Origin of the sequence: Clostridium sp. chh4-2, assembly GCF_002899675.1 — a bacterium.
GTDB lineage: Bacteria > Bacillota > Clostridia > Lachnospirales > Lachnospiraceae > CHH4-2.
This window is the reverse complement of sequence record NZ_PKUU01000028.1, coordinates 1-24,547: the sequence shown is the minus strand read 5'-3', so window position 1 is coordinate 24,547 and position 24,547 is coordinate 1. Positions and strand designations below refer to the sequence as shown.

26 protein-coding genes are annotated in these 24,547 nt (G+C 46.3%); 3 read left to right on the top strand and 23 right to left on the bottom strand.

Annotation, left to right across the window (positions count from 1 at the left end; genetic code table 11):
- Window positions 1–39: 39 nt before the first annotated feature.
- The 21 genes from C0033_RS22975 to C0033_RS22880 form a co-directional block, all read right to left on the bottom strand.
- A complete protein-coding gene (locus C0033_RS22975) occupies window positions 40–1,881 on the bottom strand; it encodes a hypothetical protein (protein WP_103228228.1) in 1,842 nt (613 codons plus the stop codon).
- Between the two features lie 76 nt (window positions 1,882–1,957).
- A complete protein-coding gene (locus tag C0033_RS22970; RefSeq protein ID WP_103228227.1) occupies window positions 1,958–2,626 on the bottom strand; it encodes a zinc ribbon domain-containing protein in 669 nt (222 codons plus the stop codon).
- A gap of 15 nt (window positions 2,627–2,641) precedes the next feature.
- Complete coding sequence (locus C0033_RS22965; protein ID WP_103228226.1) at window positions 2,642–3,745, bottom strand: tetratricopeptide repeat protein; 1,104 nt, start codon at window positions 3,743–3,745, stop codon at window positions 2,642–2,644.
- Between the two features lie 15 nt (window positions 3,746–3,760).
- Window positions 3,761–3,883, bottom strand: coding sequence for a hypothetical protein (locus C0033_RS27710; protein ID WP_278320748.1), 123 nt, complete (start codon window positions 3,881–3,883; stop codon window positions 3,761–3,763).
- A gap of 12 nt (window positions 3,884–3,895) precedes the next feature.
- The gene (locus C0033_RS22960) at window positions 3,896–5,881 is read right to left on the bottom strand and encodes a protein kinase (RefSeq protein ID WP_103228225.1); all 1,986 of its coding nucleotides are present in this window, start codon (window positions 5,879–5,881) and stop codon (window positions 3,896–3,898) included.
- Window positions 5,882–5,901: 20 nt separating this feature from the next.
- Entirely contained in the window at window positions 5,902–6,657 is a 756-nt protein-coding gene (locus C0033_RS22955) for a PP2C family serine/threonine-protein phosphatase (protein WP_180994714.1), read from the bottom strand.
- An 8-nt stretch (window positions 6,658–6,665) separates the two neighbouring features.
- Window positions 6,666–8,207 (bottom strand): FHA domain-containing protein, encoded by a 1,542-nt coding sequence (locus C0033_RS22950; protein ID WP_103228223.1) that lies wholly within the window; start codon window positions 8,205–8,207, stop codon window positions 6,666–6,668.
- 108 nt (window positions 8,208–8,315) lie between these two features.
- Window positions 8,316–8,630 (bottom strand): WXG100 family type VII secretion target, encoded by a 315-nt coding sequence (locus tag C0033_RS22945; RefSeq protein WP_103228222.1) that lies wholly within the window; start codon window positions 8,628–8,630, stop codon window positions 8,316–8,318.
- A 74-nt stretch (window positions 8,631–8,704) separates the two neighbouring features.
- Entirely contained in the window at window positions 8,705–9,007 is a 303-nt protein-coding gene (locus tag C0033_RS22940) for a WXG100 family type VII secretion target (protein WP_103228221.1), read from the bottom strand.
- A gap of 46 nt (window positions 9,008–9,053) precedes the next feature.
- On the bottom strand, window positions 9,054–9,365 hold the full coding sequence (locus C0033_RS22935; protein WP_103228220.1) for a WXG100 family type VII secretion target: 312 nt from the start codon (window positions 9,363–9,365) through the stop codon (window positions 9,054–9,056).
- A gap of 9 nt (window positions 9,366–9,374) precedes the next feature.
- Window positions 9,375–9,704 carry a WXG100 family type VII secretion target gene (locus C0033_RS22930; protein WP_103228219.1) on the bottom strand — a complete coding sequence of 110 codons (330 nt, stop codon included), beginning with the start codon at window positions 9,702–9,704 and terminating at the stop codon, window positions 9,375–9,377.
- 12 nt (window positions 9,705–9,716) lie between these two features.
- Window positions 9,717–10,022 (bottom strand): WXG100 family type VII secretion target, encoded by a 306-nt coding sequence (locus tag C0033_RS22925; protein ID WP_180994713.1) that lies wholly within the window; start codon window positions 10,020–10,022, stop codon window positions 9,717–9,719.
- A gap of 14 nt (window positions 10,023–10,036) precedes the next feature.
- Entirely contained in the window at window positions 10,037–10,396 is a 360-nt protein-coding gene (locus tag C0033_RS22920) for a hypothetical protein (protein ID WP_103228217.1), read from the bottom strand.
- Window positions 10,397–10,516: 120 nt separating this feature from the next.
- Window positions 10,517–10,765 (bottom strand): EsaB/YukD family protein, encoded by a 249-nt coding sequence (locus C0033_RS22915; RefSeq protein ID WP_103228216.1) that lies wholly within the window; start codon window positions 10,763–10,765, stop codon window positions 10,517–10,519.
- Between the two features lie 57 nt (window positions 10,766–10,822).
- Complete coding sequence (locus tag C0033_RS22910) at window positions 10,823–11,557, bottom strand: hypothetical protein (RefSeq protein ID WP_103228215.1); 735 nt, start codon at window positions 11,555–11,557, stop codon at window positions 10,823–10,825.
- Window positions 11,554–12,270: a LytTR family DNA-binding domain-containing protein gene (locus C0033_RS22905; protein WP_180994712.1), complete on the bottom strand. Its 717-nt coding sequence runs from the start codon at window positions 12,268–12,270 to the stop codon at window positions 11,554–11,556. Before C0033_RS22905 ends, C0033_RS22910 begins: the two co-directional genes overlap by 4 nt.
- A gap of 3 nt (window positions 12,271–12,273) precedes the next feature.
- Window positions 12,274–17,247, bottom strand: a complete 4,974-nt coding sequence (gene essC, locus C0033_RS22900) for a type VII secretion protein EssC (protein WP_103228213.1) — start codon at window positions 17,245–17,247, stop codon at window positions 12,274–12,276.
- A 27-nt stretch (window positions 17,248–17,274) separates the two neighbouring features.
- Window positions 17,275–17,748, bottom strand: coding sequence for an FHA domain-containing protein (locus C0033_RS22895; protein ID WP_146043765.1), 474 nt, complete (start codon window positions 17,746–17,748; stop codon window positions 17,275–17,277).
- A gap of 406 nt (window positions 17,749–18,154) precedes the next feature.
- The gene (locus tag C0033_RS22890) at window positions 18,155–19,003 is read right to left on the bottom strand and encodes a zinc ribbon domain-containing protein (RefSeq protein WP_180994711.1); all 849 of its coding nucleotides are present in this window, start codon (window positions 19,001–19,003) and stop codon (window positions 18,155–18,157) included.
- A gap of 226 nt (window positions 19,004–19,229) precedes the next feature.
- Window positions 19,230–20,567 carry a sensor histidine kinase gene (locus C0033_RS22885; RefSeq protein ID WP_242984491.1) on the bottom strand — a complete coding sequence of 446 codons (1,338 nt, stop codon included), beginning with the start codon at window positions 20,565–20,567 and terminating at the stop codon, window positions 19,230–19,232.
- Window positions 20,564–21,289 (bottom strand): LytTR family DNA-binding domain-containing protein, encoded by a 726-nt coding sequence (locus C0033_RS22880; protein ID WP_103228210.1) that lies wholly within the window; start codon window positions 21,287–21,289, stop codon window positions 20,564–20,566. The genes C0033_RS22885 and C0033_RS22880 overlap by 4 nt, the downstream gene beginning before the upstream one ends.
- A gap of 439 nt (window positions 21,290–21,728) precedes the next feature.
- On the opposite strand from C0033_RS22880, the gene C0033_RS22875 reads away from it, so the two are divergent.
- Window positions 21,729–22,091, top strand: a complete 363-nt coding sequence (locus tag C0033_RS22875) for a hypothetical protein (RefSeq protein ID WP_103228209.1) — start codon at window positions 21,729–21,731, stop codon at window positions 22,089–22,091.
- A gap of 329 nt (window positions 22,092–22,420) precedes the next feature.
- Here the strand turns inward: C0033_RS22875 and C0033_RS22870 are convergent, their stop codons facing one another.
- On the bottom strand, window positions 22,421–22,783 hold the full coding sequence (locus tag C0033_RS22870) for a response regulator (protein ID WP_103228290.1): 363 nt from the start codon (window positions 22,781–22,783) through the stop codon (window positions 22,421–22,423).
- Window positions 22,784–23,105: 322 nt separating this feature from the next.
- Between C0033_RS22870 and C0033_RS22865 the strand changes: the two genes are divergently transcribed.
- Together C0033_RS22865 and C0033_RS27220 are read left to right on the top strand one after the other, a co-directional pair.
- Complete coding sequence (locus C0033_RS22865; RefSeq protein ID WP_103228208.1) at window positions 23,106–23,540, top strand: GNAT family N-acetyltransferase; 435 nt, start codon at window positions 23,106–23,108, stop codon at window positions 23,538–23,540.
- Between the two features lie 57 nt (window positions 23,541–23,597).
- On the top strand, window positions 23,598–23,762 hold the full coding sequence (locus C0033_RS27220; protein ID WP_180994710.1) for a hypothetical protein: 165 nt from the start codon (window positions 23,598–23,600) through the stop codon (window positions 23,760–23,762).
- A gap of 186 nt (window positions 23,763–23,948) precedes the next feature.
- Here the strand turns inward: C0033_RS27220 and C0033_RS22860 are convergent, their stop codons facing one another.
- The gene (locus C0033_RS22860; RefSeq protein ID WP_103228207.1) at window positions 23,949–24,152 is read right to left on the bottom strand and encodes a helix-turn-helix transcriptional regulator; all 204 of its coding nucleotides are present in this window, start codon (window positions 24,150–24,152) and stop codon (window positions 23,949–23,951) included.
- Between the last annotated feature and the right edge of the window lie 395 nt (window positions 24,153–24,547).

The window sequence follows — 24,547 nt, the reverse complement described above, 5'->3', positions numbered from 1 at the left end:
GAGCTGCCTTAACCATTGAATAAAACTGCCAACCATTGTTTAGTTTGTCAACACGCCATAATTACCTAAACTGTCCTGGATTAAACTGACATCTTCATCTATTTTCTTTGGCTTGCCACCGTCTTTTACAGACACCAGTTTCAAATCCCCGGTTTTTCTCTTGGTACTATAATTAACTAAAACAACTGCATGCTTGCCATCCACAATGTTGAAAAGCACTGCATCATCAATTAACTTTGCTGTCTTGCTTCCATCATAACTGCAAAGCATTCCATTGCCGCTTTTGCTCTTCTCCTTCAGATAATAAAGCATCTTGCTGCCTTCATCGTAATAATGATAATACACATCTTGATCAATTTCATCACCATTACAATATAAAGTTCCTGTCCGGAGTTCACTGTCATAGTCTTTATAATAGTACATAACCCCGTTTTTCAATGACGATAACGCACTGTCCTTATCCAAATCATTATCAATAGAAACTGCTTCCCCAACTCCGGCATCCGAATATGTTACAGAAAACAATTCACTATAATTCTTCTTGTCAGATTCTGAATCTATGCTGAACCGTGCCCCATAAATGATACCAGCCTCTTCATCCACTTTGTACATCACACTGCTGTCATATGTAAATGGTACCGCCTTGCCGTCAACTAAAAGGTAAGCATTAGTCCCGTCTTCCGCTATGTTCTCAAATTCCTGAGATATAAATTCTGTTATATCCTCATAACTTTCAATATCAGATAGATTAATCGTTGGAATTTTCGTTTCCCCCCAACAGAAAGTATAGCACATCTGGCTGTTCCATCCCAGTGGTAAAGGAACTGCAGCCTTCTTTAACACTTCATGTTCCGCACCGTCATAAGCATAGATATCCGTACATTCTCTTAAATACGGTTCCAATTCCGCCTTAAACCGTGCCCTTAAAGTATCACGATGCTGTTTTTCACGATACTTTTCTTTAGCCGCATTAAATGCTTCATTGTCAGTAACCATAATAGTTTTGCCTGTAGAAGTCTGTTCCTTCTTCGTGTACTTTCCGGCCAGTGGCTGCGGCAAGTCGGCATCGGAAGCAGCAAAATCATCAATCAAGACCGTATCGCTGGTAAATACCTGCTCCACATTCTTGGTATAGTAAATACCTGCATTGTCATTATAGCTTCCGATTGGGACTGCATCTGAAGCAACTTTTTCTCTATCTTTTAAGTTCTTGATGCAGTAGATATCCGATTCTTTTGTATAGTAAATAGTATTCAAATCTTTTGTATAATATAAAAGATCCTCAATATCGGAAGCAAGCTTTTCCTTATCAGCGTCCTCTTCTATCTTTATATAATAAATATCTGAATCCTCTGTAGTATAAAACAAATTTTTTCCGTCCTCACTAACAGTAAAAGAGACCGCATCAACTCCTATTTTTTCTTTTTCGTCGCTCTTTATATCATACATGTATAATGTGCCGGTATCCTGCATATAGATCACTTTATTATCATCTGCCAGTTCAAAAAGGGACACGTCGTTGTCGATCTTTTCTTTGGAAGCATCCTTTTTATTCTGGTTCATATAACAGAGTTTCCCATAAAAACTATCATAATCTTCATAGAAGAAGACATATTTCCCGTCCGGACTTTCTTGAATATCATTTAAAGCCGAATACCGGGCATACCACCTGTCAGATTCACTGACCGCATTTGAGGAAAGCTTAATCTCTTTTCCCGATTTTACATTATACCGGTAAAGCCCATTATCTTTAATATATGATACTGATGAGCCCTCTCCTTTACCATCCCTGAAGCGTACGATTCCAAATGCCGCTATCCCTATAACAGCCGCGGCAACTACTATTCCTGCTGCCAACACCGAAATTTTTATCTTTTTCATACCTGCCTCCCCATTCTCCCATGGCTTTTACAGTCTTAAACTGCACGCTTCTTCTATTGAGGTTCCAACTTTATCTTTACTGCTCCTTGATGCCAAATATCGGTTCTGTACTCTCCGCTTCCGTAGTTTCGCCTTCAGAATCTGTTTCACCTTCCTCTGTGGTTTCGTCTTCCTCTGCGCTTTCGTCTTCCTCCGCTGTTCCCTCAGTCTCCTCTATCTCGTCCTGAATACCAGCCTTCTGGTTAAACAGCGGGCTGGACTTTCCATTCATCATCGGTGCCACAAACAGATAGATACAAATTCCCGCTGCTATAGCTGCTATAAATAAAACTGCGGCAAGGGCGGCAAACAGCCCGGCTCTGCTCTTTTTCTTAACCGGAGGGTTCTGCATTCCGGCCTGTGGAACAGCCGGAGCCGGCATGGGCGCGGGCGGCGGTGATGGGAAGATCACAGCTCCCGCCTGGCGTTCTCCCTGGGGCATAAGCACTTCCGTTTCATCCCCATACTCTTCCGGGGCCAGATATTCGGTGTCTCCCGACGTATCCGGCAAATCCTCTACTCTAAATCCGCATTTCAAACAAAATTTACTGCCCGGCCGCACCGGATGGCCGCATCTGGCACAGACCTGATCTTTCGGTACGCTTGGTTCCGCCTGTATCTTCTCCGGCTGCTTTACAGGTGTTCCGCATTTCGGACAGAACTTGCTTTGATCGGATATTTCTTTCCCGCAATTTTTACATATCATCGCCAAATCCCCCCTTTATGAAATCGGTATCGCAGAATTACCTGCGCCTGTGATAAAGCCGTAAACTCCGTATTCCTCTGTGGCCGTTGTTATAAATTCATTTTCACTGTGTTCCCTGGATACGGCCACCACGTACTGATTGCCGTTCCGGTTCTGGACCACTCCGTTCATCGGCTCCGCGATTCCCGACGAAGCGTTGTAGCTGAACGTATTCGTTTCATTGTTCTGCATATGCACCAGAGTCATGGCGCCGTTTTCTTTTCCTTTTGAGAAAGTTCCGCTGGTACGGGCTGTATAAAGAACCGTTCCTCTGGCAGAATATTTAGTAAATGTTACGGTTCCGGTTCCCTCCGGCATATCCCCGCTCCACTGTCCTTCATAGATATTGGTGCTCTCCGCATCCGATTTAAGCCAGATGCCGGAACCGTCCCGTTTTCCTTCTTCCAAATTTCCATAGTAAAGCGCCTTGTTCGGGAATACCGCCACGGCCTTTCCCGTGCCCAAAGGATAGATCACTCTGTCATTAACGCCTGCAAGAAGGGTCTGATACTCGGATGTATTCAGAATATCCTTCACATAATCCATATTTCCCGATTCGCAGGCTCTGTACAGCCGTTCCAGAAGCTGACGGCTCTGCTGGTCCAGACTGGCCTGTTCTTTCAGGCCGTCGATCTTCTTTTTCGTCCCCCTGTCCCCGGTGGCCTGATAAAGGATTTCCAGAATCTTCTCCGCCTTATCATAGTCGCCATCCTTCATATAAGCTTCGTACATCTCCAGGACAATATCTTCCAGCTGTCTTGAAACCTGGCTGTCTTTCGTGGTTTTATAGCCTGCGGCCAATACCTGAACCGCTTCATCCTGTTTTCCCATGATCTGATAAGCGGATGCCAAACCAAGGTATGCGTCCGATCTCTTAGGCTCTATCTTAATGGCCGTCTGAAATGCGATCACTGCCTGCTCATAATCCATCTGATCCATGAACTTTTCAGCCCGGGCCAGCTGCCGCCCGCCGATGAAATGATTGACCTGGCCGGAATAACGGAAGGAAAGCACGAAACCGCAGATAATACCGGAAATCAGTATAATCACTGTCAGCAAAACCTTATACTTTGTTTTCATACTCATCCCCCCCTTTTACCGTACTTTTCCATGCTCCTGTTCGTATTTTAAAGGAAATACATGGAACAACACGGCTGTAATCAGCGAAGCTCCCAACAGAATAACTCCTCCTGCTATCATCAGAGTTCCTAATGTCATCATGCCCTCCTTCTACAGCCATCCGCCGTTTTTCAGCTGGTTAATCAGACCTTCCAGCTGCTGAAACTGGGTGATGTCACTGTTTTTATCCACGAGTCCGGCTGCCTTTTGATATTCCTCATATGCGGCTGTAAAATTCCGCTGGGCCTCCGGTTTCCCGTTTTCTATCATTATATAAAGCTGTGCCAAAAGCGCATGAGGCACATAATCTGACGGATAGGCGGCCTGGTATTTTCCCAAGACCTGTTTCGCCGCTTCATATTCTCCGGCATACTGGTATGCGGTAAATGCGTTGACATACAGATATTCCTTCTGGATTCCCGCATCCACTACCTTTATAAACCCTTCCGCCGCCTTAATCATATCTTCCTTGTTGTAATTCAGTTCAATCGCTCTTCCATAATAGGCCGCCGACTGCATCTCCATCAAAACGGTGTTGTTCTGCATTCCTTCTTCCCGAAGCGCATCACCGATCGCATTGACGGACTTGGTATAGACATCTCCGATCCTCTGGGGATCGCCTGCATGCAGCTTAGCGCTGTCCCGGTAAGTGGTTGCCAGAGCAATATAAGCTCTTTTCTTCATCTGAGAAGATGCGGTCTGGCCGATCACCTTTTGAAAGGTTTCTTCCGCCTCCAGGTATTTCCCCTGTACATAGTAGATTTCTCCCGCCACATAAAAGGAAATGTCCTGAGTGTCATCCAGTTTAATGATCTGATCCAGAATCTTTTCCGCCTGGGAAATCTGCCCTAACCGTCCCATGCATACCGCATAGTCCCTAAGATTATCGATCTTCATATCCGTTTTCTTGGCCGCTTTATAGAAATAATCCCCGGCTTCAGAATAATTCTCAAGTTCGAAATAGGAAGAGGCCAGCGCCAGCAGAAGATCCGGGTCATCCGGGAAATCCGTCTGGTTGGAAAGGGAGAATTTAATGCATTTCTCATACTGTCCGTCCAGGTACAAGGCGTAGGCGTATTTTCCGTAAGCTTCCGGCCTCTTTGGATCGATATGGCTGGCTTCCTTCAGATACTCCATCGCCTCCTTGGGCGCCTCTTCCATACAGTCCTCAGCCGATTCCAGACAAGCCAGATACCGCTGCGTCTTCTCTCTGCCCAGTTGAACGAATCCCCCGGCCAAAAGTCCGGCCGAGCATAAAAACATGGCCGTTAAGGTCAGCGTCCTCAGCAGTTTATTGCGCTTATACCGCTTATATTCCGCATCAAATGTATGTATATGATTCAAATCGGCCATCAGTTCATCGACCGACTGATATCTCTCATTTTTATCCGGACGGATACATCTGGAAACGATATAATCCATTCCGACTGAGATGGACGGGTCCATCTCCCTTAAAGGTTTTCCGCAGAAAGGTTCCTCGTTGGGCCCTCTCCCGGTCAATATATGGTACATGGTTATGCCAAGGCTGTAGATATCCGTCCTGGCATCCGACTGGCTCTTTCCGAACTGCTCCGGCGCCGCATATCCCCGCGTCCCGATGTAGGTCGTATCGTCCGTATTGCCGCTCTTATACTCTCTGGCAATGCCGAAATCGATGAGTTTCAGCCTTCCGTCGGGCTGCAGCATGATATTGGACGGTTTCATATCCCGGTAAATGATGGGAAACGGCCTGTTTCCGTGCAGATACTGAAGCACCCTGCATAGTTCCGTGAACCAGTAATAGGCCACATTCTCCGGCGCGCGGCCCTGGCCCTGAAGCCAGACATCCAGCGCGACTCCCTCCACATAATCCTCCACGATGTAGACATTATCCGTCTCGTCAAAGATATCGTAGATCTTAGGAAGCATATCGTGATCCAGATGGATCAGAATATCCGCTTCCGCCAGGAAATCCAGTTTCACTCCCTGGTTCTTCGACACGCTTTTTACCACAAGCTGCTTTTTCGTCCGGATCTGCTCAGCCAGAAATATCTCTGACATTCCGCCCTGATTAATTTTTCTAATGATTCTGTAGTTCTGTGCAAACCGTGGATCCATACTTCCCCTTTTTCCTTTGGTTACTCGATTCGGATCATGACAGCCGACAGGTTATCCGGCGCCGAATTATCGTACACCTTTTTCCTGATCCGCTCCATTGATTCGTTTAATTGTCCTGTCCTCAGCGCGGTTCTCATCTCTTTTTCCAGAAACCGCTCCGGACAGTATTTGTAAATGCCGTCGCTGCATAATAAAAATATCTGTTTCTTTTTCAGCTGGTCCGTGCGGGCGTGGCAGCTGATCTGTTCTCCCACTCCCACGGCCTGAACCAGTTTTCCATAGTTCATGTGGGATTTTATCTCCTTCGCAGAAAAGGCCTGAACCGTCTGAGGAAGGTTCTCCCACACGTCGTCCGAAGTCAGCTGGTGCAGCCGGAACCCCTTGTTCTGGTAGATTCTGCTGTCACCAACACTTATTATACCATAATATCCGTTATGTATCAGAATAAGAACAATCGTGGAACCGCAGACTTCTCCGGCAGGCGTCGTATTCCTGATATACTCGTGAGCCTGGTACAAAACCTCCTTCAAAGACATCATAAGGCGGTTAAATTCCTGGTTGGAACCGGGCAGAAATACCTGTGTCCACCAGTTCTGATAAGCCTGTGCCAGATGGCGGCTGGCCCTTTCCCCATGCTGGTGGCCTCCCATTCCGTCCGCCACCAGAAACAATCCGGATCTGCCCTTCTGCAAAACCCGGATTGCATCCTGATTCATCCCTCTCTTTAATCCGCAATCACTGATCCCTCTGCTGTTTATCTCCATATTATCCTTCATTCTGAATTCTAATGAATCTCCAGTTTTAAAGTTAACCTTCCCAATGTGAGAATGCATCCCGAATAGACTTCCGCATCCGTCAAAACCCTGCTGCCGTTCACAAATGTCCCATTGGATGAATTTAAATCCCTGATATAAAACTTGCCGTTTTTAATGAATATCTCGCAATGCCTTCCGGACACCGATTTATCGTAATCCAGCACCATCTGACAGGCTTCCGGCTTTCTTCCGATCACCACCGACTGAAGCAGCGGGCATTCAAACGTCCGGGCCAGGTTTTTCTGATCCGCCAGGCTCAAAACATATTTTCTCTTGTCATCCCAAAGCATCTGGGTGCTGTCATTGCCCTGTCCGCCTTTTCTTTGTTCCAGCCATTCCGTCTCCGACTTTTTCACCGGGGCTGCCGGGGCGCTGTTGGGGATCGTGCCGTTAAACGGTTCAAATGTCTCTTTTTTGTTCTTCTTTTTCACGATTACCACTACGAGAGCTGTAATTCCCGCCATGAATATCAGAACCGTTCCCACGCCAATGGCCAGTACTGCCAGAGGAATTCCACGTTCTTTTGGCTCCTCCTCTTCCTCATCCGGCACACTGACCGGTTCTGTCTCCGGTTCCTCTGTTTCCGGCTGGCTGACTTCCGGTTCCGGCTCCGAAACAGCCTGAACCATAGGCATACGCACTTCCGACATGGAAGTCACATCACCGCCTGAGGTATGGAATGTGACCTGAACCGTTTTAACCGATCCGTCGCACTGTTTCGCATCAGGCCGGGCGGTTATGCGAAGAACATCCCGATCCGCAGCCAAATCCATCACCACCGCGATGGGGTCCTCCACCTCGTCCAGAAGATACGATCTCCCATTGCTCATGCGGGACAGCGCAAACATGTTCTTGAGCTGCTCGTTGTTATTCTTATAGGTGCATCCCAGCGTATAGACAGGATATGGATTTTTGCCGATCAAATCATATAACTCTTCCTTTGTATAGCCGATGGACTTATTATCCACCCCGTCGGAAATGATAATGATCCGTTTAAAACAGTCATCCTCAGAAGAATTCAGTTCTTTTAACAGATCATACAGCACATCAGTCAGATACGTCTCCTGATCCTGATAACTGATTCCGTCCACAATCTGCTTAATCTGTGCGTAATCACTGCTGTCCTGGATCAGATATTGGATGCTCTCGCCGAATGTGGCGATCGTAAACTGTTCCCTGTCCATCCGGTCCGCCACAATATCCTGAATGGTCCGGCTGATAAGGGGACGGTATTTTTCCACCACGGACAACGAATTGTCCAGCAGTATAATTGTCTTGAGAGGAACCTCCTGCCCGGATATGGAAGCGCTCTCAACCTGGCCGCACAGACCGGTTCCGATCTGATACTCCAGGCTCTGCACTTCTCCCGGGTTCTGGACATACATCACGATCTGGCCGTCCCGGGTATCTGTATTCAGTACTGTTCCCGGATCTGCGGCAGAGGCCGGCATAACAGACGCCATGGCAATTGCCGCCGCCATCATCAGCGCTTTTAAACCTGATTTTTTCATACTCCCTCTTATTCCGCCGCATCAGCGGCATTATCAACTTATCTTAGAAATGTCGGATACCAGAAGAGCCAGGCGCTGTCCACACAGCCCCCGGCGCTTCAACCTCTGTTACTGAATCACATCTCCCTGAAGTCCGCCGGACTCCTGGGTGTTGGCATTTTCCGCTTCCTGATAGGTTCTTGCCATATCGTTTAAATCGGTAACGTGTTCCTGGATCATGCGGTTCATGCGTTCGATATCATCCTGAAGCTGGCTGAATTTGTTCACATAAGCGGATGACGCTTCGCCTTCCCATACGGTAGAAAGATTTTTTACGGTTGTCATCATCTCTGATGTTAAACTGCTGACGGTTTTACCGGAATTTCCAAAATTAGATGCTCCCTCGGTTAATTTTTCAGGTGTTACTTTTAAAATGCCTTCCATAATTTATTCTCCTTTTCTGATCTGATTTCTGTTTAGACGCTGCTTTTATAATTCGCACTGTGTAACTTTTCTCACTATTTGTAAGTTCTGGATGATGCGATTTCCTGATTTTTCTGCTCCGCCTGCTCATATTTCGCCGCAATGTTTAAAAGAGCGGTTACATACTGGTCGATTGCCGTTGCAAATGCGTTCATCTGGCCTTTATCATTGTTAAATGCGTTGCGGAATGCTGCCTGAGCCTGGCCTTCCCACATGGAAGCCAGCTGGTTTTCATATCCCTCCAGGGTTCCGATTTCATTTTTTAATCTGGAATTTAAATTTGTTAAATCTTCCGCTTTCTTTCTTAATTGGCTTGCTGTTACTGAAAATGCTGACATATGATTGTCCTCCTTATTTTATCATTAAATTTAATTATTATATCCTTTAGTAATCTCTCTTGCTGGCGATTCTGAGCGCCTCCATCTCCGCGTCATAAATTCTTTTTGCGATTCTCCTGATGTCGGCGGCCACCCGGTTCAGTTCTTCGGATGTGGCTGCGATATCCTTTTGAAGGATAACCCCCTTTTTGATATACGCGCTGGCATTTTCACCTTTCCAGCTTCCTGAAAGGGTATCCAATGAATTTTCAAGAGAGGTATTGGCAAGCTTTTTCAGCTGGCTGGCCGAAGTCTCCAGCCGCTCTGCCTGCTTGATGGCAGTTCTGAAATTAAACCTTATCTCTGATCTTGAACTCATAACGCCCTCCTAAAATAACACATCTGCGGGAAGCTCGCCCGCCATGGCCTGAACCTCAGCCTCTGTAGCTGCATAAACGCCTGCAATCTGCTGTAAATCCACCGGATGTTCGCCAAGCCGTTTCAGTATCTCGGTAATATCATCCGACTGGTCTGCGAACAGTTTTCTGTGTAGATCCCCGGCCTCCCCGATCCAGTAGGAAGAAGAAGCGGTTACCGTCTGTTTTAACGTGTCGAAATCTGCTTTCATGCCTTCAATTTCTTTTGCAGCCTCGGCTGCCTTGTTGTTTAATACGTCTGTGGATACTTTAATATGTACCCCGGAAGCAAGTAATCCCATCTCTCATCCTCCCTAGATCCGTATCGCTGCGATCGCAGAACTTACGGAATCTTCACATTTCTGATATTCGGACTTGGCATACTCCATACATTGAATCAGCTCTTCCAGGGTTTTATAAAGAGTCTGAAGCGCCATATAATCGTTTTGAAACTGAGCGTTAAAGCTCTCATGAGCGGGCCCCTCCCACATGGCACCCAGTTCCAGAATCCGTTCCTGCATCCGGTCCGAATGGCTTTTCAATGAATTAAGCGTGCTCGTCAAGGTATCAATATCGCTGTTCAGCGAAGAAATCGTAACTTCGATTATGCTGCCTGCCACTGTTCCTACCTCCTTTAAATAACTTCCATCCGTTTCAGGCTTACCGCCAGATCCCTGAATCTGTTCACATCGAACTCCGCTGATAAAAACGGTATTTTCGGCTGTTCATATTCTTCTGCGATCCGTTCCTCGGTCCGTCCGTACCAATCTGCAATTGCGGACAACGCCTGCTCCATCTGGTTCAGCTGCACCCGCTTTTCCTCAAGCTCTTCAAGCTTCTTTCGGATGTCTCTTCTCTGTTCATCGAGATAAGACAGACCGCTTAATGCGCTTTCCACACTTTTTAATGTTTCAGCTTCCAGCTCCAGGCGCCGGCCGGACATTTTTAAGTTGTCACATGTCTCTAATAACGGTTGAATTATTACTTTAAACACTGTCTCATCTCCTTGTATCCATATAGTACCAAATCATAGTGCGCAAGTCATAGAAAGCTGACTAACCGCACATTTATTATGACGGATGACCTGTTTTATCATGATTTGCCTGTTTTAAGGCTAAATCAGCATTAAACGCTTTCCGTTTACTATCTTATATTGTTTCAAATCGGCCTCCGGCGACAGGATTTCCCGGGTATCCAGACAGCATAAATTCAGTTTGTCCTGCATCCCCTCCAAACCGCACCGCTCCTTCTGGCATATCATCTCCACCATTTCCGGAATCAGCACGGATACCGGAACCTGTTCGTCCAGGCTGAAATCATAAGTCCTTCCAAGGGAAGGCACCGTTACGTCTACCAGTACCATCTTTTCCTCATTTCCGACGCCCTGACGGCCGTCTCATTCTATGTTCACAGTATCTTTTCAGATCAGCACATCTCCTTCGGAATGGAAGTTCCTGATGATCTGATCCCATGTTTCCTTAGCGTATACTTCCGCCCTTTTTCCGTCCCTGCCGCAAGTCAGAAGATAGGGATAAATGCTTCCCCTGACAATCAGATAGCGCGTTTCCGTAAATCCCATTCCGGCGGAAATCACGTCAAAAGAGGATATCCTGTTTTCCATGCGCTCCAATTGGCTAAGATCCGCGCTGCAGTCCGGCCCCTGTTCTTCCAGTTTTTCCAGTTCCTTCTGCACTCCCGGGTCCATTTGGCATATCCGGTCTGCCTGCGCGGCCGTTTCCTCCGCCCGTTCAGGTGCCAGCCCGCATTCTTCCATCCAGGTTAAAAGCCCGTCAAACGGCTCCCACCATAACCGGAATTCCTCAAACTGCTTTTCCATCATTACCAGTCCGTCTTTTGCCGTGTAGGCCAGACAGATACGGCCATGTTCCCTGTCCGTCATCATTCTGACCACAGTCCGGGAAATTCTCAGTTTTTCTATCCATCCGGCCACATCTTCCAAAACCACAAGCTTGCCGCCTTCTTCCCGGCATATGCCTTTTTTAACAAGGCCGTGAATGCACCGGATCAGCTCTTTGTCATCCGCCTCTTTATAGGAAACGGGAAATCCGTAAAGCTCCTCCACTCCGCACACGGTCAGCAGAACGGCCAGCTCTAATTCCTTAAAATAGTAGATTTTCTCTTCTTCCTTCATCATATCTTATAGTCCTTCAGAGATTTTTTATAACTTCTCGACAGCGGCACCGCCAGCCCGCCGTTAAGCGTGACCATATTTTGAGAAAGCATTACTTTTTCAATCTTTTTACCGTTAACTATGTAGCTTCTGTGGCACCGGATGAACTCAGAAGGCAGATTCTGTTCCAGGTTCTCCATGGTTTCATAAAATCCGATCTCCTGATCCAGAATTCTGACAAAAATCTTCTTTTCCCTGGCCTCCATATAATAGATCTGGCTGTATGGAATATACTGTTTTCCCTCTCGCGTTTCGATCATAAAGCACTCCGCCATATCCTCAGACTCAAACCGCTCCAAAAAGGACTGAAGCGTTTCAGCCAGCACTTCCCGAATCTGTTTTTCGTCCGCCGGACGAAGCAGCAGAGAGGACGGAGCGATCGCAGGCCTTAAATAGCGCATGGGTGACACGGCGGCGTCCGCCACCACCATGAGCAGAGACTCCCTGTACCTGGATCTGATCTGTTCCAGATACTCAAGCCCCTGCTTTTGGGTCACGTCATAACACATCACATCGGCCAAAGGCTCCTTTTTTATGTATTCCTGAAATTCCGGCAGTTTTAAAAAGTCCCGGATATCCCAATCCTCTTCGCTCAATTTTCCAGCCAGGTCCTTTACTTGCTTTCTGATGGCGGCAAGCTCGCCCTTGTCCTCATCATATGTTAAAAATGAAATCATCATTTACCCCCTGGATAAAGGTATCACCACTCTGCAAGGCTTTTCACCCTCTTCAGAAGGAATCATACCGCTTCCTGCCTTCATCGCTTTGCTGCGCTCCATAAACGGCAGGCTGTTAAAATCAAAAATTCTCTGTTCATCGGCCTTACCGCCCAGATGAATTCCATTTTTCATGCGGATAAAGTTCTCATAAATCTTCCGTCCCGCCACATCCCTGATATCGTCCTGGTTAAAGCAGGCATAGAAAAATACATTGTGCAGCACGCCTTTATCCGTAATATTCTCCACAAATCCGTGCATGGACGCCACACCCGGCTGCGGATTATAAATGCTGTTTACAAATCCCTTCAGATCGGCAATGAAGATATGGTACTTCTCATGCTCCTGCATCCGTTCATAGATGGCCTCTTCTTCCAGTTCCTCGCTTACGCACTGGCGTTTCAGCTGGTTTCTGGCCTTAAAGGAAGGAATAATGCTTTCAAAGAAATGATATACTTTCTGATCGGAATCCAGATACTCAGCCCCCGCTTCCTCTGCGGTCTGGCGAAGCTCTTCCGCTCCCGATTCGATCACCCAGATCTTCTCTCCCCTGAGAGCCGCCGAACGTATCATCACCTTCATCAGGTTTGTTTTTCCGGTTCTGGCTTTTCCTGAGATCAGGTAACAGTAGATTCTGCTCAGATCAATGCCGTAAACCGCAGCCGTCTCCATGTTGTATCCGATCGGAAGCGTTCTGTCATCCGCTGCCGCATTGACGGTATCTTCCAAAGCCGCGAACTCTGACCATACCGGCTTCGCCGGAATCTCAGGAACCGGCTTCGCCCGTTTGCCATCCCAGCATGTATTCATCCGTTCACAGACCGCCTTAATGGCCTCCATACGCTTGTAATCGTCTTCCGCTTCCACGGAAAGAGCCGTCTGGAATTCCAAAATGCTGCCGTCCACCACTGCAAGGCCACGCCCTTTGATATTGGACTCCGGAAGCACGGATACCCGCATCGTCTTTAAAGCGTCCGCATACTGGAATTTATCAGCCATTTCAAGACAGATGGAGGTGCGGATATTGTCTCCGATCTTGGACTGAATCTCCGACGAACTGTATCCGGCCGCCGAAAGCACCAGATAGATGCCGTTGGCAGACCCTTCTTTTGCCAGCTGGATCAGCACGTCTTCATATTGGTTCTCCGTTTTTTCCTTAAAATTCGCATAGCTGTCTATCATCACTATAATTGACGGACAGGTCACTCCGTTAGCCTGCACATACTGGCTGTAATTTCCGCCCTTAAACAAAAGCTTGCGCTCTGATAAGATCCTGGAAATCATGGTGAAGAACTTGGAAATCTTCTCCATATCCCCTTCATACATGATCCCGCCCACATGGGCCAGCCCCTCAAACGGGGACATCATGCGGCTGCTGAAATCAATGGCATACAGGTTTACATAATCAGGCGTATACCGGCTGACCAGCGCAAACGCCAGAGACTGTAAAAATGTGCTCTTTCCGCTCATAACCATACCGCAGACCGCATGGTGTCCGCCTTCTGCAAAATCCACCACAAGCGGGCTCTGAGCCTGGTTCTCAGGATCGTCATAAAGTCCGATCTTAACCTGAAGATTCCATCTGTGGCCCTGTTCCGGCCATCTTTTTCCGTCAAAGCTTTCCTCTTCATATCCGGGAAGCTGTTTCAAATACATGGTTTCAGGAAGAACGGGAAGCCATAATTTGATATCGTTTTGGTATCCCAGCCGCTGAGCCGATTCTTTCAGGTATTCCACCACAGCGTCCAGCTGGGTCTTCTCCTTCTGCTCCGGCAGCTTCTTTCCAAGGCGTTTTGCAGCCGCCACAATGCGGGCCGCCTGTTCTTTTTTGTCTTCCTCCGCTTCCATACAGATATCTTCGTACAGCTCTGTAAAATCCATCAGCCGCCTTGTGTTATAATCGTTCACAGCATAGTCCACATGATCCCTCTCCATCATCTGATAGATCAGAGCCACCGCTTTTTCCATATTTCTGCCGGTCTTTTCAAGAGCTTCTTTCGCATAGCCCATCAGTTTGATAATCCAGCGTTCCAGAACCTCTTCTTTCCGCTTCATCTTCGTATGGCTTCCGGTGATTCCGGTCTTTCCGGTTTCGGAAATCATCTTTGCCACCACATTTTTCGCATTGCCAAGTTCCGCGTCATAGGACGCTCCGCTCCATCCCGACTGGAATAATTCATACAGCTCATCATTTCCCACCTGAAGATAGCATCTTCCCGCCTGGGTGAGATAAGCCGCGTCCGGTTTATGCAGCATATCCATGCTGTCCTGACGGTCCTGAACTCTCAGGCAGAGGCGGAATTTGGAGTTGCTCCAGATATTATCATCCACCGTTCCGCTGGGCTTCTGGGTTGCCAGAATCAGGTGGACGCCAAGGCTTCGGCCTACCTGAGCCACGCTGATCAATTCCCGCATGAAATCCGGTTCTTCCCGCTTCAGCTCTGCAAATTCATCGATGATGATGAACATGTGGGGAATGGGGATTTGGGCCTCTTTATTCTTATACAGATTGGTATACAGGTTAATATTGTTGACGCCGTATTCGTTAAAGATCCTCTGCCGCCTGCGGTTCTCACTTTTAATGGATACCATGGCTCTGTGAACCTGATTTCCCGACAGATTGGATATCTGTCCGATCAGATGGGGAAGTCCGGCAAACAGGTTTGCCATTCCGCCGCCTTTATAGTCAATGATGAAAAATCCGATGTCGTCCGGGCTGAAATTAATGGCCAGGGAGAGCATATAGGTCTGAAGGGTTTCGGACTTACCGGAACCTGTGGTTCCTGCCACCAGACCGTGAGGCCCGTGATATTTCTCATGAACGTCCAGATAACAGGGCGCTCCTCCGGCTTTCTGTCCCACAAGAGCCCTCATATTCTCAAAGGTTCTGTTCTTTCTCCAGCGGTCCGCCACATTCAGCTCATTAAGGCCGGAAATTCCGTACATGTCAAAAAATGTCAGTGAAGACGGAATCTCGCCGCCGATCTCCACTTCGTTCACTTCGATATTGCTGAGACGCCTTGCAAGCGCCTCCAATGCATTCCGGTTCATCTCGTCAAAGCGGACAGCCGTCCGTTTGGCATAATCGCTGGCCGCATTATAGAATCCGGCAAAGGAGCTGTCATTTTGAATAATGCATTCGACCGCATTGGGCAGGTCCTCATATTTTTCCGCCAGCAGAATGGTTGACAGGCCAAGATTCCCCGCCCCTCCGTAGATATACTTTGCCGCAGGCTCGCCTTCCAAAAAGGAGGGTTCTGCAATCACCAGGATATAATACGGCTTGGGCGCCGTCTCTTTATTCCGTCCGGCCTGCTCTTCGGACCTGAAGCGGAATACCTTTGTCAGTTCATAGAATACGTCGCTGGCATCCGATTTGGTACCCGCCACATAACGGGTTTTCTTATCTTCCGACCACACATGGGGCAGCCATCTGGCAAATTCCCAGCAGTCCGCGTCAATTCCCTGGGCTTTATCATAGATAAACGCCAGTTTTACGTCCGTATAGGAGTTGTTAGCCGCTATCTGGGTTACCAGATTGTAAACCACATCCACTGCGCCCTTTTTATGCTCTCCGCCGATCACGCCGATCAGATGCTCTTTTAACAGATCCATGCAGATGGGAACATCGTGAAGAGTGCTGTAATTATCCTGAATGAATTTAGGTTTATCGGCCAGGGAATCGTTAATTAACGTAAATTTTTCCTTAGGAATGGTGATGGGAACCTGAAATGGAATATCCCCCATGCCCAAGCGCTCCGTCAGGAAATCCCCATGGCTGCTGTTTCTGTTCCAAAGCTGCATGGTTGTGCTGTCATATCCGCTGCACACCGCTGCCGACGGGTATTGTTCATTTAAAATCCGGGTATTTTTTTCATATTTTCCCCTGATGGTATCCGTACATTTGATCAGATATTCGCTGTAGCGCTCAAACCGCTTCAGCTCTTCCTTCTTCTTTCGATCTTTCGTATAGCGCAGATTGGCAATGGCCCATCCGGCTCCGATCACGGCCGACGATACGGCTGTGATCAGCCCCGTATACATAAAAGCGCTTGTATTGCCGCCTGACATCCGGCTGCTGTAGATGGCCAGACCGCTTCCTAACAGCATGGGAATTGCCATAGTCATGGCCGGCCCGATTACCATCGCCAGGGGAGTCTCCCCCATATCCTGAGGGCTTGGCGGCGCTTCGATCTCCACCGCTTCGTCTTCCAGCTTTTCGATATTTCTCGGCGCGCGGTGAAAATATTCTTTCTCGCGTTTGATCAGTCCCTGAGGCTTTGAAACCTCTTTGACCGGCATAGTCCAAACCTTCAGCAGTTCATGATTGATTTCCAACGCTTTACAGGGACGGACCGCCAGAATATCCCCCAGACAGACCATATTGAGCCCGAAGATATCCACGCTGTCCCCAAAATGAAGCTGGGCCGAGCCCACCACCCGGACGGAGTTGACGAATACGCCGTTTCTGCTGGTATCCTCCAAACGGAGCACATGACCCTGCATCTTTAAAACCGCATGGTCACGGGAAACCAGTTTCTGATACTGGTAGCGGATCATGGATTCCGGTTTATTTCCCACCGTGACCGCCATGCCGTCTTTTAACAGGTATTTTTCATAGGCGCAGAAAGAGCTTTCCTGCTCGCTGACCGTAATGGAAAGCTGTTCTTCATAGGGCGTGTTCACCAGAAAAATGTCATCGTTTCGCAGCGGCTCCCTTCCGTACGGCTCTGTTCCTCTGCTTATGGAATAGCGATTCCCGGCAAACATCCAGCGGTTTTCGATCACTTCCAGCTTTAAAACCACATCCTGATGCAGCCGGAACAAACGCTTATCAACTATGATGGTGGTATCATCATTATTAATTGCAGGCAGTACAAATTCTTTAAATGCGCTTTTACTATAAACGGAAAGTACAATACTCATATTTTTCTCCATTCTGCAGGCAAAGACGGCTTTTCCTCATCAATTTCTGATAATGGAAACTTCTAACCGGACGGAACCGGCGCTGATGCAGTCTCCTGACTGTATTTTAATGCCTCTTTCATCTACAATGACGGAATCCGACTTTCGAAGCAATATGGTGGGAACCGACATTTGGCAGTTTCTGATATATAAATCCTGTCCGTACTGAAAAATCTCACACTGGCGTTCCGACAGGCTTTGATTATTGATCACAATTGTATTTACATCAAACTGCCTTCCGATCCTTATGACTTCAGATGGGTTCAGCAGATATTTTCTCGTCGATAATTCATTGATCTCGGTCAGCTCCAGCATACATCTGCCGCGGGCCGGGGCTTCCCGTTTCAGCGCTTTTTCATCCTGTCCATAATCCACCGCAACAGGGCGCTGAAGACCTTTTCTCTCTTTCACCTCTTTCTTTTTAGCCGGATTTTCAAGAGCCCGGTCCAACGCTTCTTCCCGCAGTTTTTCCATGGCAAGCCTGCGCTGTTCCTTCTTCCTTTTTCCGGTTTTCGAAACGGTTATGAGAGCTATGATAACAATTATAACTATTACACCGATTATTATATAGAATGGATTATTTAGTAATTTGAAACCCATTTTCACCGGGACTCCCCCCTGTTTTCTAAATTCTTTTTATAAATAAGGAGTCTGACAAGTCAGACTCCGGCGTTTGCTATGATATCAAAAAAAGAGCCCGAATATCCAGCATTGTGATGGCTTGCGTCATCACAATACCAGTATTCTGCTCCTTTCGATTTTCGAAACCAGCTTTTACGACCACGCTCATCATACTTCCCCTGTGTGTAAAATCTTTTTTTAATGGTTCAAGTATACCATGTAAACGGTATTACGACAAGCTGATTTACATCCGGTTTTACTACCACAAAAGGCTGGAAACGATGTTAAAATCACCGGAAGTTATATCGATACACCACTTACCGTTAACCTTAATTACGTTCACCGTAATATCCTGGTCATCGTCATCTTCTTTTCCTTCAATGCTGATATTAACTTCCAGAGTATATCCGTCTGTCACCTCAATATCTTTTAAATCGTCAGAAAGCTGATTCACTAATTTATTGAATTTTTTAAGCGTAGAGGAATCCAGTTCATCCTCAATATCTCCGTAAAATCTACCGTCTTCCTGTACCCATTCCAGATAAGAACGAAGGTTTTTATAGGAACTTTTAACCTTTTTAAGATCGCTCTTGCTCATCTTGTCTTTATCCAGGATTTCGTATTTCACTTTGAAATCTTTTCCGTACATTTCCTTCAAATCGTCAAATCCGTCGCTTAATTCATCTTTGGCCTCGTCCATAGCCTCGTCAAATCCGTCTATGTCGCTCATGAGGCTGACACCATTGTTATACGCGTTTACCATGAACTTAGGACATACCGCATCTACGTATTTTTCAATCTTAGTATCTCTGTTATTCAGTAATTTGCATACCTGATTCAAAGGCTTTGTATAGCTTCCGCCTCCGAAAACCTTCATCGCGATCACCACGATCACGATCAATGCCAATGCTCCGGCCGCAAGACCTCCGATCAGCTTAACATTCTTCTTGTTGTTCTGTACCGGAGCCGGCTCTGCCTCATATACCGGCTGATTCACATAACCTGATGGCTGCTGTACGCCACCTGCCTCTTCGTCTACTCTCTGTCCGCAAGTTCCACAGAACACGGAATCATCTGGAAGCTCTGTTCCACAATTTGGGCAAAACATACTCATTTCCTCCTTTTGTATCTCTTGGTCTTTATCTATCAGTGATTTATTTGATAGCCTTATTCTAACTCAATTAATACTGCTACCGCATAATTCCTGATAAAATGCACATCAGGCATGATGAACAACCTGATTCAAGGCCATTTTATACCAGTTCATACAATTAAGCAATCTCTGTTTTACACAATTACGACACAATTCGAGCTTTTTATCATTCATATTTTCCCTAAACTGTCTTCAATGAAACAGAGGCGAAAAATACGCCGTCCCGCTGTTCAAATTTCACGGTTCCCCCATAACGGGCGGCAATTTCGCGTACCGAAGCGGTGCCGATCCCCTCGCCTTCCCGTTTGGTGGACAGAGGCGTTCCGTCTTTAAATGATACCGGCGTCCGGCACGTATTATCTACCAGAATCAGCAGTGAAGACTGCCCCCTCTGTTTCACTCTGAGCTTAATAAACTTTTGGCAGTCCTTTTCCTTTTTACAGGCCTCCACGGCATTTTCCAGCAAATTTCCTAAAAGTACCGTAATATCGGTTCTGGACATGGGACATTCCTTGGGATAAGAGACTTTCGACATAAATTCGATTCCCGCCTCCCGCGCCATTGACGCATAATAGCTGATAACCGCATTTACCACGTCGTCTCTGCAGAAATATTCCGTCACATCGGGCGGAAGCTTACTTTGGTAAATGTCCAGATAATCCGCCAGTCCCGCCTTATCATCCCGGTCAATATAGGACTGTACCACGGTCAGATGCTGGCGCAGGTCATGGCGGGCCTTCCTCATCTCATCCATGTGGGCAGAAAGGCTGTCAAACTGCTTTTTCTGAGCCATCAGACTCCGGTCCGCATATTTCAGCTTCTCTTCTAACTGTGTGCGGCTGCGGGAGATTTCCAGAACTTTCAACGCAACATAGGACACATAGCAGGTACCGAACAGCATAAGGTAGCGGGACACGATAAACTGCCGTGTGGCATAAGCATAAACATCATCGGTGAAACAGTACAGCATTCCGAACATCGTGGAAAACAGCGGAATCTCCCACAGATACCGCCATATGGATTTATCCTCAATTTTCAGGGCGCTGGCTACGGTCCGGTAGAAAAACCGGAGCATAAACGGGCTGATTATCAGATAAATCACCACTCGGGCAATATTGTAAATCAAGTACGGATGACGGTCGGAGAAATCCCAAAAGTAACGGCTTTCAATATAATTGGCATTGCCATAGACGAAAAAGGCCCAGGCAATCAGCAGCAGATTGGTAAACAGCACTTTAGTGAACCGCTCCTTGATAAACAGAAAAGACAAGGTCATATAGAACAACAGAAAGCTGTAGCGCATCAATGTGGTACACTGCGCCGCCGCTTCATATCCGCCCAGATTGACCACATAAAAAGCTGCGCAGTTGATGACCGTAAGGGAAAACAGCACCATCACCGTATATCGGAACGGAATCCTCAGCTTGTCCCGAAAAAGCCAGTACTGGGGCAGACTGAAGGGAAGAAAATCCAAAAGGGGAAATGCGATAACCATCAAAGTGTCAATCACCTTCATCATTCCATCTCATCCTCCCTTTCCCTCCAGAATAAATACTCATCAAAAAGCTCTTCCATCTCTTTCTTTTTCCTCCCGGAAAAAGGAACTCTGTCACCGGTATCCAGCAAAAAATCCAGGCCGTCCACCTGTTCCACCCGGTCCATATTGACAATACAGCTCTTATAGCAGTTCACAAACTGCCGGTAAGGCGCCAATAGCCCGGTCAGTTCCGCAAAAGGGATGCGGGAGCGGAACATGCCCCTCTTTTCAGTATGTATCTGAATATAATGTCCGTCACGGTCACACCAGAGAATCTCCCGCAGCAAAAACTTATTCTGTTCTACGCTGATAAAGCGGGCGCTTCGTATCTTTTCCAGATGGGTAAGTTCCATGGTTTTCCTGAATTTCTCATATGTATATGGTTTAACCAGATAACCGCAGGCCCTCACCTCGTAACTGTCTATGGCATGGCTGAGACTGGTAGTGACAAATACAAGAGCTGCCAGCTCGTCCTTTTCCCGGATTTTTTTGGCGGTGTTGATTCCGGATAACCCATTCATATACTGATCAATAAAAATAATGTCATAGTCCCCCGGCCTGAAATGGGACAAAAAATCCTCCCCGCTTTCAAACTCCCGGATCACCGGCATGTCCCCCGAATAAGTTTCGTCCAAATAGCGATTCAAACTCTCACGCATTTCCTCCCTGCAAATCGCAAGGTCATCTATAATAGCGGCTTTCATCTCAGAAGTCCCCCTCCCGCATCGTCAAACAATTTGCCTGTTAAAGACTATTTTACAAGAAGAATTGGATTCCCGCAATGTAAGTTCAGGCCAAAAAACGTCACTTTCAGGCCCGGCGCTTGTAAACCGCCGTCTTTTCATCTATGTTAAAGTTAAATTAATGGATCATACGGATTCGGGTTTCAAAAGGTCTTGCCCCTGCAAATTGTCTGAATTGTTTGCATGTGCAGGAATTTAGGAATCCTTAGACTGCCGGATTTAGCGTTGAGACGAAAATGACAGCATGTCTGAGCGCAGCGAGTTCTGCATTTTCGTCTCGCTTTTAGCAAAATTTGGCGGTCTTAGGAGTCCTTAATTCCGAACCCTGACAAACAATTCAGACAATTTGCAGGGGCAAGACCTTTTGAAACCCGAACCCCATACGGAAAGGAGGAATTCTATGTGGAATATAATTGTCTGTACCTCTGACCCGGCGGAACGGGAAGAGATTTTAGAATATGTCAGGCGTTTCTGCGCCCAGAAAAACCAGGAGGTATCGGCCAAAGGATGTAAAAACTGGCCAGAATTATTTGATATGCTCCGGCAGGCGGAACCCGACATAATCGTCATTGCCCAGAATGGGGTTGACGGGCTGAACCTCATCACCAGCATCCATCTGCCGCATGAGAAATTCATCTGGTTTTCCGACCTGGATTTTGGAGTACAGGCGTACAGACTTTGTCTGTCCTGGTTTGGGAAAAAACCGGTGACCTATCAAAAAATGCAGCAGGCCCTGGGGCGGTGCATGGGGGTGGGGGAATAAGCGTTTACTGGCGAGGGGACGCATGGAATCGGGAGGCGGAACCGGGAGACGAAGGTTGAAGGGGCTGTCCGGGCCGGGGAAGGAAGATGCGGGCAAATGGGATTCGGGATTCGCCCCTAAGTGCTGCTAAGGCCCGTAAGGACAGAACGAGGCAGCACTAAAGGGGTTCCATACGATCCCATTTGCCCGCATCTTCCTTCCCCGGCCCGGACAGCCCCTTCAACCTTCGTCTCCCGGTTCCGCCTCCCGATTCCATGCTGGTTTTCGCTGGCCTGGTGAAAAGCAAACTGCTTATTCAGGTAGATTGAGTATGGTGTGAAGGGATATTCTTAGGTAAAAGCGTTCTGGACCAATTGGGACAGGGTTTCTGGGTTAAAGGGTTTTACCAGGAAAGACCAGGCGCCTAGGTTTAGTGCTTTTTGGACTATTTCTTCTTTTCCGACTGAGGAGCACATGATGACGCGGGCTTGGTGGTCTATGTTTATCAGGGCTTCTAATACTTCTAGGCCGGACATTCCTCCCATGGTTATATCAAGTATTACGAGATCAGGCTTTTCTTTTTTATACAGTTCTAGCGCTTCTTTTCCTTTTTCAGCTTCTAAAAAGCGGCTGAAACCGGCGCGTTTTAATGTATTCTTAATCAGAAGCCGGATAAATGCCGCGTCATCCACGATTAATATTTTTTCTTCCATTCTTTTCCTCACATTCTGCCGCTTCAGCAGCATTTTTTTATCAAAGGCTTCTGTAACTCCTTTTTTAATATGTAACTGTTTGATCCGCAGTAATAAAAATGCTTATATAATATTAAATCGCAAAGAATGGCAAAATAAAACGGGCATTTAGCGATTTTTTATTTTCGAGGGCGAAAGTCAGGTAACAGTTCCGCCTTCCAATCCCTGCGCGGGCTCCGTCTGTTTCCAAAAACAGAGGATTCATAGACAAATTCAAAAGATGGTAGTAAAATGTATAGAGAACAGAAATTAACGAAGTTAAATTGGAGGAGGTTCTGTGGCAATGGTTAGAGAAGTTAAGGAAAGCGATTTAAACGGATTACTTCATTTGTACGAACAATTACATAACAGCGAAGTCGTTATAAATTCAGACGAATTATCAAAACTTTGGAATCAGATTTTACAGGACAATAATCATCACATTATTGTAGTGGAGGAAGATGGTAAAATAGTCTCTTCCTGTGTCTGTGTAATTATTCCTAATCTAACGCACAACCAGCAGCCATATGCATTTATAGAAAATGTCATTACAGATGAAGCATATAGGAAAAAAGGATTGGCCACAATATGTCTTAATTATGCGAAAGATATTGCGATAGCAGAGAAATGCTATAAGCTTATGCTGTTAACCGGTTCCAAGAAAGATGCAACATTACAATTCTATCGAAATGCCGGCTATAATAGCGAAGATAAGACGGCGTTTATACAATGGATTTGATACATTCCGATTTATAAGGGGTGGGACAACGCCACAAATCGGGATTTGGAGGGAACTATGGAATTAAATATAAATTCTCCCGCTTATTTTACAGAGCATTTTGGTGTTGATGATGAAGTATATAGGTTCTGCCAAAAAGCATATATTTTTTTCAAAGGCAAGGAATACAGTGATATTTTGCATATTATTGGTATAGTTCCTGTTGTGGCTCCACAAATTTGATTATGATAAATTCACAAACGATTTATTATCCATAAACTAAGCAACTTCATAGCTGTCCTCCAATTAACCATATTGGCTATAACAAAAAAAGCCCGCCGTACAAAATTATCCGCAAAAAGAGAACAATCTTTTCCAACTGACTTTCCTGTCTGTAAACCCTTGCTTTGTTGAATCGAAAAACGTTTTTTACTCCATTTCGATCTCAATTCCCAATTCTTTAGCAATCCGCTCTTTTGTTCTTTGGCTTAAATTCCGTCCAAAAATAACATCACTAATCGTAGAATTTGTATACCCCAGCTTTTGGGCCAATTCCTGATTCGTCATGTTGTTTTTAATCAGCGCTATTTTTACCTGCATTCCAAAAGGCGTACATTTTTTCAAATTAGTCATAAACGATGCCCCTGCTTTCTCTGGTGTTTTTAATCCGGCCCGAGGTCATACCCGCCGGAACTTTACTACATAATGTAAATTATGTGGTTTTTTCCCGGTAAATAAGAGATAAAAAGCGAATATTTATTTATTATAGAAGATTAAAAAGAGAAATATTGAAAGGTAAAAACAATAAATTTACTTGCAAACCAGTTTTTTTGCAAATTTTGGAGACCCTCATATTGCTTTTTTAAATAAAAAATTGCATAATAAATATGTATTTATCAAAAGAACACTACATAATTTACAATATGTAGTTTTTTTATTTTCTTAACATAGCAGTTTTAATTTGGAAAGCATTTTTTTGTGTTCCGTACCGCTTGAAACCGTATAAATTCTGGTTGTTTCGATGCTGG